Source organism: Pseudoclavibacter sp. JSM 162008, assembly GCF_041366455.1.
Classification (GTDB): domain Bacteria; phylum Actinomycetota; class Actinomycetes; order Actinomycetales; family Microbacteriaceae; genus Pseudoclavibacter.
Genome location: NZ_JBEWYX010000002.1, coordinates 44877 through 59711, shown reverse-complemented (window position 1 = coordinate 59711; position 14835 = coordinate 44877). Strand labels below are relative to the sequence as shown.

At 68.4% G+C, this 14835-nt stretch carries 10 protein-coding genes; 7 read left to right on the top strand and 3 right to left on the bottom strand.

The annotated features are described in order from the left end of the window. Positions 1-200 precede the first annotated feature (200 nt). Genes ABVF28_RS01780 through holA form a run of 3 tightly spaced genes read left to right on the top strand, consistent with a single transcriptional unit; the run spans position 201 to position 4444 of the window. Entirely contained in the window at positions 201-875 is a 675-nt protein-coding gene (locus ABVF28_RS01780) for a ComEA family DNA-binding protein (RefSeq protein WP_307852834.1), read from the top strand. Continuing rightward, complete coding sequence (locus tag ABVF28_RS01775) at positions 872-3427, top strand: ComEC/Rec2 family competence protein (RefSeq protein WP_371029268.1); 2556 nt, start codon at positions 872-874, stop codon at positions 3425-3427. The genes ABVF28_RS01780 and ABVF28_RS01775 overlap by 4 nt, the downstream gene beginning before the upstream one ends. 3 nt (positions 3428-3430) lie before the next feature. Further along, the gene (gene holA / locus ABVF28_RS01770; protein WP_104311502.1) at positions 3431-4444 is read left to right on the top strand and encodes a DNA polymerase III subunit delta; all 1014 of its coding nucleotides are present in this window, start codon (positions 3431-3433) and stop codon (positions 4442-4444) included. Between the two features lie 151 nt (positions 4445-4595). On the opposite strand, the gene ABVF28_RS01765 is transcribed toward holA, so the two are convergent. From ABVF28_RS01765 to ABVF28_RS01755, 3 genes are all read right to left on the bottom strand, one after another. Continuing rightward, positions 4596-5186 carry a DUF1697 domain-containing protein gene (locus ABVF28_RS01765; RefSeq protein WP_371029267.1) on the bottom strand — a complete coding sequence of 197 codons (591 nt, stop codon included), beginning with the start codon at positions 5184-5186 and terminating at the stop codon, positions 4596-4598. A gap of 10 nt (positions 5187-5196) precedes the next feature. Continuing rightward, positions 5197-5457, bottom strand: a complete 261-nt coding sequence (rpsT, locus tag ABVF28_RS01760) for a 30S ribosomal protein S20 (RefSeq protein WP_068493103.1) — start codon at positions 5455-5457, stop codon at positions 5197-5199. A 141-nt stretch (positions 5458-5598) separates the two neighbouring features. Continuing rightward, complete coding sequence (locus ABVF28_RS01755) at positions 5599-7200, bottom strand: ABC-F family ATP-binding cassette domain-containing protein (RefSeq protein WP_371029266.1); 1602 nt, start codon at positions 7198-7200, stop codon at positions 5599-5601. 109 nt (positions 7201-7309) lie between these two features. Here ABVF28_RS01755 and lepA point away from each other — a divergent pair, with 109 nt between their 5' ends. From lepA to ABVF28_RS01735, 4 genes are all read left to right on the top strand, one after another. Then, a complete protein-coding gene (gene lepA / locus ABVF28_RS01750; RefSeq protein WP_371029265.1) occupies positions 7310-9154 on the top strand; it encodes a translation elongation factor 4 in 1845 nt (614 codons plus the stop codon). Positions 9155-9200: 46 nt separating this feature from the next. After that, on the top strand, positions 9201-10175 hold the full coding sequence (gene dapA / locus ABVF28_RS01745) for a 4-hydroxy-tetrahydrodipicolinate synthase (RefSeq protein ID WP_371029409.1): 975 nt from the start codon (positions 9201-9203) through the stop codon (positions 10173-10175). Positions 10176-10220: 45 nt separating this feature from the next. Then, a complete protein-coding gene (locus ABVF28_RS01740; protein WP_104311506.1) occupies positions 10221-11894 on the top strand; it encodes a ribonuclease J in 1674 nt (557 codons plus the stop codon). 85 nt (positions 11895-11979) lie between these two features. After that, positions 11980-14835, top strand: coding sequence for a DNA translocase FtsK 4TM domain-containing protein (locus tag ABVF28_RS01735; RefSeq protein WP_371029264.1), 2856 nt, complete (start codon positions 11980-11982; stop codon positions 14833-14835).

Below are 14835 nucleotides of genomic sequence, written 5' to 3'. Positions count from 1 at the left end.
CTCCGACTCCTTCCTCCATCTCGGGATGGCTTTCTCGCTTCGGGATGGTTTGTTTCCCATCCCGAAGCGAGAAAGCCATCCCGAGAGTCGGTCACGAGTCGCTCGGCGACTCTGCAGACATGTCCGCTGAGGGGAATCAGCTCTCCACAGGATGCGACTTCGAAGGCACCAGGATGCCCGAGCGGTCGTAGCGTGCGAGCGTGTCCGAATCCGAGCTGGCCGACCTCTTCGAGCGTCCGCCCCGACCGCGCCTGCGGATCGGGGTGGGCGCCGCGGTCGTGCTCGTGCTCGTCGTGCTCGCGGGGGCGATCGCGATCGCCGCGTTCCGGCCGACGCCGAGCCTGGGAGCTGTCGGAGTGCCATCTCCGTCGGCCAGCTTCGAGCTCGACTCGACGGAGGCGCCCGCTGGCAGCGAGGGGGCGACCACCGAGACGCTGCTGGTGCACGTCGTCGGGGCGGTCGGGGCCCCTGGCGTCTATGAGGTTCCGCCAGGCGCACGCGTGGTCGACGGCATCGCCGCCGCCGGAGGTCTGGCGGCCGACGCCGACCCCTCGCTCCTCAACATGGCTCGCCTGCTGGTCGACGGCGAGCAGCTGCACATCCCTCGCGTCGGCGAGGCCCCTGTGGCGCCGGTCGGGGCGGGTGCCGAGCCGCCGGGCGCGGGGGGAGGCCCCGCCGCGGGCGGGGTCGTGAATCTGAACACGGCGACGGCGGCAGAGCTCGAGGAACTGCCTCGTATCGGGCCGGCGATGGCGGCCCGCATCATCGACTTCCGCGAGCAGAACGGCGGGTTCACGGCCGTCGAAGAGCTGAAGGAGGTCGCGGGCGTCGGCGACGCGACCTATGAGGGTCTCGTCGACCTGGTCACGGTGTGAAGAGCGGCGGCGTCGAGCGAGACCCGGCGCAGAGCGGTGCGCTTCTGCCTCCTCTGCAGGCCGAGCGCCTCGGCATCAGGGATGCTCGACTCGTCCCTGCGGCGAGCGCTGTCTGGGGTGTGGCCTGGCTGTGCGTGACGTTCCCAGGGACCGCCTGGGCGATCACGGTCGGGGCGGCGCTCCTCGCCCTCTGCTGCCTGGCGGCGGCGCTCGTCTGTCAGCCCGGATCGACCTCCTCGAGCGGGGTGCTGGCGACCCTGGCTGTCCTGGCCGCGGCGATGACGCTCGTGGCGGTGAGCGCTGCTGCCCAGCTCCCCGTCCGAGCGCCTGAGACGCTGCGGGCCGCAGCGGCCGAGGGGGCGACGCTCCGCGCGACTGGGACGCTCACAACCCTCGTGGGTGAGAGCGGGGTCGACGACCGTGAGCAGCGCGGCGACTGGGCCGGGGTGCAGCTCGAGGAAGCACCGCACTTCGAGGTGCTCCTCGACTCGTTCACGGCTGCGGGCAGCTCCGGAGGGGGTGGGGCCTCGCTGCTCGTCTTCGGTCAGCTGAGCATGCCGGAGGGCGCGGACGCGCGCATCCCCGGAATCGGGTCGCGGATCGCGCTGCACGGCGAACTGGGTCCGGCGGAGGCAGGTGACGGCGTGGCAGCCATGGTCTTCCTCGACGGTCCCGCCGAGGTCGTGCAGAGCCCCGGCGGGCTCCTCAAGGTCACCGCGGGCGCGCGGGATGCGTTCGTGGACGCTGCGCGAGGGCTGCCGGGGCCGGGTGCGCAGCTGCTGCCCGGTCTCTCGGTCGGAGACACCCGCCTCGTGACGCACGAGCTCGACGCCCAGATGAAGGCCGCCGCCCTCACGCACCTCACCGCCGTCTCCGGCGCGAACTGCGCCATCGTCGTCGCTGCCGTGCTGGTGGTCGGGCGCCTGCTGGGAGCCAGGCGCGGGGTGAGACTGGCTCTCGCCTCGGTGGTCCTCGCTGCCTTCGTGGCACTCGTGACACCGGAGGGGAGCGTCGTCAGGGCCAGCGTCATGGCGGGCGTCGTGTTGGCGCTCGAGGCCACGTCTCGTCGCGCGAGCGGGCTCGCGCTGCTCTCACTCGCGGTCCTCACCGTGCTCGTGGCAGATCCGTGGCGCAGCCGCGATTACGGTTTCGCGCTCTCGGCGCTCGCGACGCTGGGGCTGCTGACCCTCGCGAGTCCGATGAGCGACCGCCTCGCGAGGTTCATGCCCCGAGCTCTTTCCCTGGTCCTCGCGGTGCCGGCAGCGGCGCAGCTCGCCTGTCAGCCCGTCCTCCTGCTCCTCGCGCCACAGCTCCCGCTCTACGGCGTTGTCGCGAACGTGCTCGCCGCCCCGGCCGCGCCCGCCGCGACACTCATCGGTCTCGTCGGCTGTCTCCTGCTCGGGCTCGCTCCTTGGCTGGGTCATGCACTGCTCTGGGCGGCGTGGGTCCCGGCCCAGTGGATCGGGCTCGTGGCCGGCGCGGTCAGCTCCTGGCCGGACGCCCTCCTCCCGTGGCCAGGCGGTCTTCTCGGCGCGCTCCTCTGCCTTCTCGCGGTCCTCGCGCTCGTCTTGCTCATCCAGCGCTGGCGAACGTGGCTCGCGCTCCTGCTCTGCGTGGCCCTCGTCGCCTACCTCGGCACACTCGTGGGGCAGGCTGTCCACCTGAGGCGGAGCATCCCGAGCAACTGGCGGTACGCGGCGTGCGACATCGGCCAGGGGGATGCGCTGCTCGTGCGCACGGATACCGGGACGGCGCTCATCGACACCGGTGCCGAGCCCGAGGCGCTGCTGTCCTGCTTCGAGACGCTCGGCGTCGGCCACCTGTCGATGCTGGTGCTGTCGCACTTCGATCTGGACCACACCGGGGCCGCGATGGCGATGGTCGAGTCTGGAGTCACCGTCGCGGTGCTGGTCGTCCCTGACACGAGCGAGGCCCGGGAGGAGCCGCTCGTCGCGGACCTCCGCGCATCCGGGGCTCAGGTCACGTACGCGGCGAGCGGCGACTCGTGGGCACTCGGCGACCTCACCTGGAACGCGCTCTGGCCAAAGCGTGGACGGAGTGGAGAGCCGTCAAGCGGGGGTGGCAACGATGGCAGCCTAGTGACGGTGCTCGAGCCGACGACGGCGTGCGTGTCCGTCTGCCTGTCCCTGGCGGCCCTCGGCGACCTGGGGGAGGAGGCGCAGCGCGACCTCCTTCGCGAGCACCCGCATCCGCGAGCCGACATCGTCAAGATGGCGCACCACGGTTCGCGTGACCAGAGCGCCAAGCTGTACCAGGAGCTCGGCTCGTCGATCGGGCTCGTCTCGGTCGGCGCCGACAACGGCTACGGGCATCCGACGGATGCCGCGCTCGCGATGCTCACCGCAGCTGGCACGCAGCCGCTGCGCACCGACGAGCTCGGCACCATCGTGGTCGGGGGCACGGTCGGGGCCGGCGGCGGTCTGGACGAGCCGGTGGTCGCCGGGATCGAGACGGTCGCACGCACGAGGCTTCGACCGCGCTGGCACCGGAGCGCTTGGTCCCGAGCCCGGACCGGTCGTCGCTACCATTGACCCATGGCACAGGCGAAGCGGGCGAGCACCCCCAAGAGGGCGATCCCCGTCCTCACCCATCGCGAGGTGCGGCCGGCTGGCATCGTCCTCGTCAGCGGCCCAGAAGACTATTTCGCCGAGACCGCGATCACGCGGCTGCGTGATGTGCTCCGCGCCGAGTCGCCCGATCTCGAGATCACCGAGATCGACGCCTCGGGCTACTCGAGCGGCTACCTCACCACGCTCGTGAGCCCGTCGCTGTTCTTCGAGCCGCGCCTCGTCATCATCCGCGGTGTGCAGCAGTGCACCGACGCGCTCATCGCAGACGTCGTCGACTACACGAAGATCCCCGTGGACGGCGCAACGCTGGTGCTCAGGCACGGCGGGGGAGTCCGCGGCAAGAAGCTTCTCGACGCGGTCCGCGCCGCCAAGGACGTCGCCGTTGAGATCGACTGCCAGAAGCCGAAGCCGAGCGAGCTCGTCGACGTCGTCGTCGCCGAGGTCCGCGGCGCCGGCCGTCGCATCGAGCCGCAGGCGGCCGCGCTGCTCGTCGCCGCCTTCAACACCGACCTCGCCGAGCTCATCGGAGCCGCCCGTCAGCTCTTGACGGTCACCAGCGACACCATCACCGACGAGCACGTCGACAAGTACTTCGGAGGCCGCGTCGAGACGACCGGCTTCAAGATCGCGGATGCGGCGCTCGCGGGGCGAGTCCGCGACGCGCTCGCGCTTGTCCGGCACGGGTTCTCGACCGGACTGCACCCCGTGCCCATCGTCTCGGCCGTCGCCTCGAAGCTGCGCATCATGGCGAAGGTGCAGGGCCTCAGCGGGTCGGACGCTCAGATCGCAAGCCGTGCCGGGGCATCCCCCTGGCAAGTCGGCCAGGCCCGTCGTGAGCTGCGCGACTGGGATGACTCGTCGCTCGGACGCGCCATCACGCTCGTCGCCGAGACCGACCACGCCGTCAAGGGCGGAGGCAAGGACCCGCAGTTCGCCGTGGAGCGGATGCTCCGCTGCATCGCACTTCGCGACGTCTGACCGCATCCGCGTACCCTGGCCGGCTTCGGCTGACCAGCTTCCGTGATCGAACCGTGCCCGCGGGCCAACAGCGCTCTGCGGCGTGACCCTGAGCACGCAAGTTGGTCACGAGGCCGGACCGTCGCCCCAGGGCAGGCCCGAGAGGCGGCCCCTAGAGCTTCGCGGCGATCCGCAGCACGGTGCCCCAGGTGCGGACCGTGGCCGGTCCGCTCGACGGGTCCGAGCTCTTCGGCCGGCCGAGGCGCTGCAGCACGGGCGACTGGATCTGCCCGTTGGGGCAGGAGACGTAGATCTCGCGACCGTGCACGGCCCAGCGGTCGTCCTCGAGGTCGACGCCCTCGAGCGCGGCCGCGACGCGCTCCTCCGGTGGCTCCGCGCAGAACACGACGACGTAGCGGCTCGGATGCGGGTCGAGATGCCTGAACGGGTCCAGCTCGACCACCGCTCGCCACTCGTCCGCGTCGCGCACGAGCGCCGGCACGTCGAGGTCGAAGGCAGCCGTTATCTCTGCGCGGAGCCTCGTCTCGAGTTCGGCGTTCGACTTCGCTGGCGGAGCGTTGAACAGCACGTTGCCCGTCTGCAGGATCGTCGCGAGACCGGTGTGCCCGGCGGCCTCGAGCGCGGCCTTGAGGTCCGCCATCGGGAGCTTCCGGTGCTGACCGAGGTTGATGCTCTGCAGCAGGGCGATACGACGAATCGACCCCCGCACCTCGGACGAGGATGCGGGGGTCGATGTCGGCATGACGGGAGGCTTAGAGCGCTGCGACCGTCTTGGCGATGGCCGACTTGCGGTTCGCTGCCTGGTTCTTGTGGATGACGCCCTTGGAGACGGCCTTGTCGAGCTTCTTGGCAGCGAAGGTGAGCGCGAGCTCAGCCTGCTCCTTGTTGCCCTCGGAGACAGCCGAACGCACGCGACGGATAGCCGTGCGGAGTTCGCTCTTGTAAGCGCGGTTGCGCTCGGTCGCCTTGCGGTTGGTGCCGATGCGCTTGATCTGCGACTTGATATTTGCCACGTTGCTTCTTTCTTACAGGAAGGTGTACTGGAACGGTGCCGCACGGAAGAGGGCCGTGCCGCCAATCCGCGCCGAGTGGGCGACGCGTAAGCCAAACAGAAACTCTACCAGGCTTCAGGCGACGTCGGTACCCGGCAGTGGTTATGCCGGATCCGCGATGGTGATCTCGAGCTCGGCTGGCGCATCCGTCTTGGTGCCGAACACGACCGTACCGGTCGCGACCTTGTCGATGAAGAACCGGTCGTGGCTGACGACGATGACGGCGCCGGGGAAGTGCACGAGCGCGCGCTCCATGACCTGCGTGCTCGGCAGGTCGAGGTGGTTGGTCGGCTCGTCGAGCACGAGCACGGAGGCGCCGGAGAGCAGGCACTGGGCCATCGCGACTCTGGCGCGCTGGCCACCGGAGAGGGTCCCGATCCGGGACTTCAGCTCCGCCTCGCTGAAGCGGAACATGCTGAGGAACCGGGCTACGGACTTCTTCGTGGCTCGGAGCGCGATGCTGTCCGGCATGGCGTTGACCGAGTGCGAGACGGTGTCCGACTCGTCGAGCTCGGCGAGCACCTGGTTGTAGGAGACGACCTTGACGCCGTTCGGCCAGTCGACCCGCCCGGTATCGGCCTTCTCCTCGCCCGTGAGCACGCGCAGAAGCGTCGACTTGCCGCTGCCGTTCGGGCCGATGACCGCGATGCGGTCGCCGCGGTGCACTTCGAGGGTGACGTCGTCGAAGAGCGTGTGCTCGCCGTAGCTCTTGCCGAGGCCGGAGACGCGCGCGAGCACATCCTTGACGTGCAGTGAGCCGTAGATCTCGGTGACGATCTCGTCGACCGGCCGCGGCGCGCGCTTCTTCTTGATGCTCGAGAGGCGCTTGCCGAGCCCCTTGCCGCCCGCCTTCGCGGCCTCGCGCCGGTCGGAGATGCCCTCGGCCTCGAAGGCGAGCAGCTCCGCCTCGTGCACGAACTGCGCCTGGAGGGTCTTGAGTCTGAACTGCTTCTGGATGACGTACTCGCCGAAGTCACCCGGGTACTCGTGCAGGTGCAGGTTCTCGACCTCGAGGATGCGCGTGACCACTGCATCCAGGAACGTGCGGTCGTGCGACACGATGATCGCGGCGCCGCGGAACGAGCGGAACCACGTCTCGAGCCATTCGACGCCGGCGACGTCGAGGAAGTTCGTGGGCTCGTCGAGCAGCAGCACGTCTGGCTGCTCGAGCAGGAGCTTGGCAAGGGCCGCGCGGTTGCGCCAGCCGCCGGAGAGCTTCTCGATGGGGCTCGTGCGGTGGTCGTCGTTGAAGCCGAGCTTCGTGAGGGCGGTGTCGATGTGGCGCTTGTAGTCCCAGCCGTCCGCCCGGTCCATCTCCTCGAAGAGCTCGGACTGACGCAGAATGAGGCGGTCGAGCGAGTCGGCGTCCGGTTCGGCCGCGATGGCGGCGTCGATCTGCGCGAGCTCCGCCTCCATCTCGTGGACGTGAGCGAAGAGCGTCTCGAGCGTCTCGAGGATCGTCGAGGAGCCGTCGAGCTCGGAGAACTGCGAGAAGTAGCCGATGCGCACGCCGTCGTCGATCGACACGGTCCCGTTGTCGGGCGAGACCTGCTCGAGGATGAGCTTGAGGAGCGTCGACTTCCCCGAGCCGTTCTGGCCGATGAGCCCGATGCGGTCGCCCCGGTCGAGCGTGAGGAAGACCTCCTTGAGTACGGGGGAGGGGCCGAAGCCGACCTCGACGTCGTTGAGGCGGATGAGACTCATGCAGTGGTGCCTTCCTGGGCGTTCTCGGGCGGTGCGTGCCGCTGGCAGCGCGCGCGATCACCGGGCGATGAGCGGCGGACTCGCGGCTCATGGGAGGATAGGCGACACCATGTCACCACGCGCCTCCACTCCGCTCGAGCCGGCTCAGACCGACCCCGCCCGGATCCGCAATTTCTGCATCATCGCCCACATCGACCATGGCAAGTCCACCTTGGCCGACCGGATGCTGCAGCTCACGGGCTCCGTCGATGAGCGCGCCATGCGTGCACAGTACCTCGACCGCATGGACATCGAGCGCGAGCGCGGCATCACGATCAAGAGCCAGGCCGTGCGCATGCCGTGGGCCGTCGAGGGCGACACCTTCGCGCTGAACATGATCGACACGCCCGGCCACGTCGACTTCTCGTACGAGGTCTCCCGCTCGCTCGCCGCCTGCGAGGGCGCCATCCTTCTTGTGGACGCCGCGCAGGGCATCGAGGCCCAGACGCTCGCGAACCTGTACCTGGCGATGGAGAACGACCTGGAGATCATCCCGGTCCTCAACAAGATCGACCTGCCTGCCGCCGACCCCGACCGTTTCGCGGCCGAGATCGCGAACCTCATCGGCGGCGACCCCGACGACGTGCTGCGAGTGAGCGGCAAGACGGGCATGGGCGTCGAGGAGCTCCTCGACCGAGTCGTCGAGCGCGTCCCAGCCCCCGTCGGGGTGGCGGATGCACCGGCCCGCGCGATGATCTTCGACTCGGTCTACGACGCCTACCGCGGCGTCGTCACCTACGTCCGTGTCGTCGACGGCGAGCTCAAGGCCCGCGACAAGATCAAGATGATGTCGACCGGCTCCACACACGAGATGCTCGAGATCGGCGTCTCGTCGCCAGAGCCTACCGTGGCCAAGGGCCTCGGCGTCGGCGAGGTCGGCTATCTCATCACGGGCGTCAAGGACGTCCGTCTCTCGAAGGTCGGCGACACCGTCACGGGAAGCACGCGGCCGTCCGAGGACCCGCTGCCCGGTTACACCGAGCCGAAGCCCATGGTCTTCTCCGGCCTCTACCCGATCGACGCCGGCGACTACCCGGAGCTGCGTGAGGCGCTTGACAAGCTCAAGCTCTCCGACGCCGCCCTCAACTACGAGCCGGAGACGTCCGTCGCGCTCGGCTTCAGCTTCCGCGTCGGCTTCCTCGGCCTCCTCCACCTGGAGATCGTCACCGAGCGCCTCATGCGCGAGTTCGACCTCGACCTCATCACGACCGCGCCGTCGGTCGTCTACGAGGTCAAGACGGAGGACAAGCAGCTCCACACGGTCACGAACCCGAGCGAGTACCCGGAGGGCAAGATCCTCGAGGTGCGGGAGCCGATGATGCGCGCGGCGATCCTCGCGCCGAAGGACTACGTCGGCAAGATCATGGAGCTCTGCGAGGGCAAGCGCGGAACGCTCATCAGCATGGACTACCTCAGCGAGGAGCGCGTCGAGCTGCGCTACTCGATGCCGCTCGGCGAGATCGTGTTCGACTTCTTCGACCAGCTGAAGAGCCGGACGCAGGGGTACGCCTCCCTCGACTACGAGCCCATGGGCGACCAGGTCGCCGACCTCGTGAAGGTCGACATCCTCCTGCAGGGCGAGCGCGTCGACGCGTTCAGCGCCGTCATCCACAAGGACAAGGCGTACGCCTACGGGCTCCTCATGACCGAGCGACTGCGCAAGCTCATCCCGCGCCAGCAGTTCGAGGTGCCGATCCAGGCAGCGATCGGCGCCCGCATCATCGCCCGCGAGACCATCCGCGCCATCCGCAAGGACGTGCTGGCCAAGTGCTACGGCGGCGACATCTCGCGAAAGCGCAAGCTGCTCGAGAAGCAGAAGGCCGGCAAGAAGCGCATGAAGATGGTCGGCCGCGTGGAAGTGCCGCAGGAGGCGTTCATCGCCGCCCTGAGCGGCGATGTCGAGAAGAAGAAGTAGCAAGAAGACGCAGTCTTTACCTAGTGGAAGTAGCCTGAGAGACGTGATGGAACAGGACAACCCTTTCGGCCAGGTGCTCGTCGCACTCGTGACCCCGATGACGCACGACGGAGAAGTCGATTGGGCGGGCGTCGAGAAGCACATCGACGACGTCATCTCGGCTGGCGCTGACGGCATCGTCGTCACCGGGACGACCGGCGAGACGTCGACGCTCACCGACGCCGAGAAGCTCAAGCTCGTCGTCGTCGGCAAGGAGGTCTCGGCAGGGCGCGCCAAGATCATCACCGGTGGCCCGTCGAACGAGACCGCGCACGCCATCCAGCTCGCGAAGCAGGCGGCGGATGCGGGTGCCGACGGCGTCATGGCCGTCACCCCGTACTACAACAAGCCGACGCAGGCGGGTGTGCTCACGCACTTCCGCATGATCGCGGACGCGACCGACCTGCCGCTCATCCTCTACGACATCCCGGGCCGCACCGGCATCCCGATCACGTACGAGACGATCCTGCGCCTCGCGAAGCACCCGAACATCATCGCGGTGAAGGACGCCAAGGGCGACCTCGCCCAGGTGTCGCGTGTGCTCAACCAGACGGAGCTGCTCTACTTCTCGGGCGACGACGCCAACACGCTGCCGCTCCTCTCGATCGGCGCGACCGGCCTCATCGGCGTGACCGCGAACATCGCGTCGCAGCCGTACCGCACGATGGTCGACGCCGTCAACGCGGGCGACCTCCGGACGGCGACGGATGCGCACAAGCGCCTCGAGCCGCTCGTCCGGGCCACCATGACCCACGTTCCGGGCACCGTGGCGACCAAGTACATCCTGCACGGCCTCGGCCGTATCCAGTCCCCGCGAGTCCGGTTGCCGCTTGTCGGTCCGGAGGAGTGGGAAGCCGCCCTCATCGAGGACGAGCTCGACCTGGTTCGCGACGTCGAAGGCGCGAGCTTCACGAACTTCCGGCCTGACCGCAACGCGGCCGCGGGTGGTGCGCTCCCGCGCATCCCAGGCACAACCCGCTGATTCGACCATCTCACCAGCGGCAACGCTGACTTCTCTAAGGCTCATATGACAAAGACCGAACACCTTCCCAAGCTCGCTGCAGGCTCCATGCGGATCATCCCGCTCGGAGGCCTGGGCGAGGTCGGCCGCAACATGGCGACGTTCGAGATCGACGGGAAGATCCTCATCGTCGACTGCGGCGTGCTCTTCCCCGAAGAGACGCAGCCCGGCGTCGACCTGATCCTCCCGGACTTCGACTCGATCCGCGCTCGTCTGGACGACGTCGTCGGCATCGTGCTGACCCACGGCCACGAGGACCACATCGGAGCGGTGCCGTACATCCTCCGCCTCAAGCCGGACATCCCACTCATCGGCTCGACGCTGACGCTCGCGCTCGTCGAGGCGAAGCTCAAAGAGCACCGCATCAAGCCGTACACGCTCACGGTGGCGGAGGGGCAGGTCGAGGAGCTCGGCCCGTTCTCGCTCGAGTTCGTGGCCGTCAACCACTCGATCCCGGATGCGCTCGCCGTGCACATCACGACGGACGCGGGCACCGTGCTCCACACGGGCGACTTCAAGATGGACCAGCTGCCGCTCGACGGTCGCCTGACGGACCTCCGCGCGTTCGCGCGACTCGGCGAAGAGGGCATCGACCTCTTCATGGCCGACTCCACGAACGCCGAGGTTCCGGGCTTCACGCCGACGGAGCGCAACATCGGCCCGGTCATCGAGGACGTGATCTCGCGCACCAAGGGCAAGGTCGTCGTCGCGAGCTTCTCGAGCCACGTGCACCGCGTGCAGCAGGTCATCGACGCGGCGGCGGCCAACGGTCGCCGCGTCGCGCTCATGGGGCGTTCCATGGTGCGCAACATGGGCATCGCGTCCGAGCTCGGCTACCTCAACGTGCCGCAGGGTGTGCTCATCGACCACAAGAAGGCGCTGAAGCTCCCCGACAACGAGATCGTCTTCATGTCGACGGGGTCGCAGGGCGAGCCGATGGCCGTCCTCAGTCGCATCGCGTCGAAGACGCACGCCATCGAGGTGGGGGAGGACGACACCGTCATCCTCGCCTCGAGCCTCATCCCGGGCAACGAGAACTCGGTGTTCCGCGTCATCAACGCGCTCATCAAGCTCGGCGCGAACGTCGTGCACAAGGCCAACGCCAACGTCCACGTCTCGGGCCACGCCGCGGCGGGCGAGCTGCTCTACTGCTACAACATCCTGCAGCCGCGTCAGGTCATGCCCGTGCATGGTGAGATCCGTCACCTCGTCGCCAACGCCGAGATCGCGAAGAAGTCCGGCATCGCCGACGAGAACGTGCTGATCGTCGAGAACGGTGCCGTCATCGACATGAAGGACGGCGTCGCTCGTCAGGTCGCCCAGCTCGACATCGGCTTCATCTACGTCGACGGCTCGACCGTCGGGACGATCACCGACGCGGACCTCAAGGACCGCCGCATCCTCGCTGAAGAAGGATTCATCTCCATCTTCACCGTGGTCGAGGCGGCGACAGGCAACATCCTCGTCGGACCTGAGATCCACGCGCGAGGCTTCGCTCCGGATGAGGCTGTCTTCGACGACATCATCCCCGGCATCCAGAAGGCGCTCAAGGAGGCCGTCGAGGCAGGCAACTCGAACTCCTACCAGCTCTCGCAGGTCGTGCGTCGCACGATCGGCCGCTGGGTCAACACGAAGCACCGCCGTCACCCGATGATCATCCCGGTGGTCATCGAAGCCTGACGTCATGCTCCGGGGGCCGCCGATCTCGGCGGCTCTCGGGGCGTCATCCTCGATCCTGTCGGTGGCCGCAGGTACCTTGGGCACCATGGCCACAACCTCGTCCAACACGAAGCGAACCCCCGCGCCCAAGAAGCGGGCGAGCGCGGCAGCTGCCAAGGCTCCGGTGGAGACCGAGAAGCCTGGCATCGCCACCCGCGCCTGGATGGCAGCGGCGAACGTCGCGGGCCAGACAGCTCGTGCGTTGGGGCCCGAGACGCTTGAGAAGGATCAGCGGCGCGACGGATTCCCGTTCCTGCTCTTCCTGCTCGCGGTCATCGGCGGCGTGGTCGTCTGGTTCTTCCCGGGCAACGGCGTCGCCACAGCCCTCAACGACTTCACCTTCGGCGGGCTCTTCGGCCGCATCTCCTATGCCCTTCCGGTGGTGCTGGCCTTCTTCGCGCTGTGGCTGTTCCGGCACCCTTCGTCGGTCAGCGACAACGGACGCATCGGGGTCGGCCTGTTCCTCGGCCTGGTCTCGAGCTCCGCGATCTGCCACGTCATCGCGGACAACCCGGACCCGGCCAACGGCATGCCCGCGCTTGCGCTTGGCGGCGGGGTGTTCGGGTGGCTCCTCGGTGGCACCCTCGGGGTCATCATCACCCCGATCGGCGCGGCCATCGTCGCCGGCCTGCTTGTCCTGCTCTCGGTCTTCATCATCACGAAGACCCCACCGCACAAGGTCGTCTCTCGACTGCGCGAGCTCTGGGAGTGGATGTTCGGCATCGACGAGGAGTCCGCGGCGCACGCACGCTCCGCGAAGCCTGGCAAGGCAGTCGGTGCTGATGACGAGAGCCTGCTCGGTGACGACGACCGCTCGCGTTCCGCCGACGCCGAGCGACTTCCCTGGTGGCGCCGGAACGAGTCCGGCCGTGAAGACGACGTCGACTACGAGGAGCAGCCGTACGAGACGGCGGTCGCCGACACCAAGAAGCACGAGCACCACCGCATTGATCCCGAGGCGACGACGACCGTGCTGCGAGGGCTCACCTCGGAAGATCCCGACAACGCCGTCACCGGACCGCAGCCCACCGCGGTGCTCCCTGGCCTGCGTATGGACGATGCGACCGATGTCATCGACGTCGCCGATCCCACCCTCTTCTCCGCGACCGGCATCCAGGACGACTCGACGCCGACCGACCCGGACGAGTTCGCCGACCTCTTCGGGGCGCCGGCGGCTTCTGCGGCGGCAGTCGTGACGACCCCGTCCCCGGAGGCTGCGCCCGCAGCCGCGGATGATGACGGTGAGCAGTGGGACTCCCGCGACGCCGACTCGTCCGGCCAGGGGTACAGCCTCCCAGTGCAGTCGATGCTGTCCAGGGGTGCGCCCGCGCTGGCCCGCACCGAGGCGAACGACCTCATCGTGGAAGCGCTGAACTCCACCTTCGCTCAGTTCAAGGTCGACGCCAAGGTGACCGGCTTCTCGAGGGGCCCGACGGTGACGCGCTACGAGGTCGAGGTGGCCCCCGGCGTCAAGGTCGAGCGAGTCACGCAGCTCTCGAACAACATCGCGTACGCGGTCAAGAGCAATCAGGTGCGCATCCTGTCTCCGATCCCCGGCAAGAGCGCCATCGGCGTCGAGATCCCCAACTCCGACCGCGAGGTCGTGTCCCTGGGTGACGTCCTCCAGTCGCCCGAGTCGATCGCCGCCAGGCACCCCATGACGATCGGCGTCGGCAAGGACGTCGAGGGCGGCTTCGTGCTCGCCAACCTCGCGAAGATGCCGCACCTTCTCGTGGCCGGTGCCACGGGAGCCGGAAAGTCGAGCTTCGTCAACTCGATGATCGTGTCGCTCCTGATGCGGGCGACGCCTGCCGAGGTGCGCATGGTGCTCGTCGACCCGAAGCGGGTCGAGCTGACCCCGTACAGTGGCGTCCCCCACCTCATCACGCCCATCATCACGAACCCCAAGAAGGCAGCGGAGGCGCTGCAGTGGGTCGTGAAGGAGATGGAGATGCGCTACGACGATCTGGAGAGCTTCGGCTACCGGCACGTCGACGACTTCAACGCTGCGATCCGCTCCGGCGGCATCATCCTGCCTGAAGGGTCGAAGCGAAAGCTCAAGCCCTACCCGTATCTGCTCGTCGTGGTCGACGAGCTCGCCGAGCTCATGATGGTCGCCCCTCGCGACGTCGAGGACTCCATCGTCCGTATCACCCAGCTCGCCCGCGCCGCGGGAATCCACCTCGTGCTCGCCACGCAGCGTCCGAGCGTCGACGTCGTCACGGGACTCATCAAGGCCAACGTGCCGAGCCGCCTCGCGTTCGCCGTGACCAGCTCCACCGACTCACGCGTCATCCTCGACCAGGTCGGTGCCGAGTCGCTCATCGGGCAGGGTGACGCGCTCTTCCTGCCGTCTGGGGCGAACAAGGCCGCTCGAGTGCAAGGAGCGTGGGTCAACGACAAAGAGATCATGGAGATCGTCGCTCACGTCAAGCGTCAGGCGCAGCCCGAGTACCGGGCCGACGTGGCGCAGGTCGTGGAGAAGAAGGAGATCGACGCCGACATCGGGGACGACCTCGAGCTGCTGCTCGCGGCGGCGGAGCTCGTCGTGAACTCGCAGTTCGGCTCGACCTCGATGCTGCAGCGCAAGCTGCGCGTCGGCTTCGCCAAGGCCGGACGCCTCATGGACCTGATGGAGTCCCGCGAGATCGTGGGGCCATCGGAGGGCTCGAAGGCCCGCGACGTGCTCGTCACGGCCGAAGAGCTGCCCGGTGTTCTCGCGCGCATCCGTGGACAGGACCCGGCCATGAGTGCCGCCGCGCCGGCGGCCGCAGTGCCGCTGGCCGAGCCTGACGGCATGGCCGCGTCGTTCGACGCAGTCGCCGCCCAATACGATGGGCTTGAAGAAGTCGAAGGCGAGAGCGGCGACGAAGACGCCTGGGGTCTGACGGGGCGCGACTAG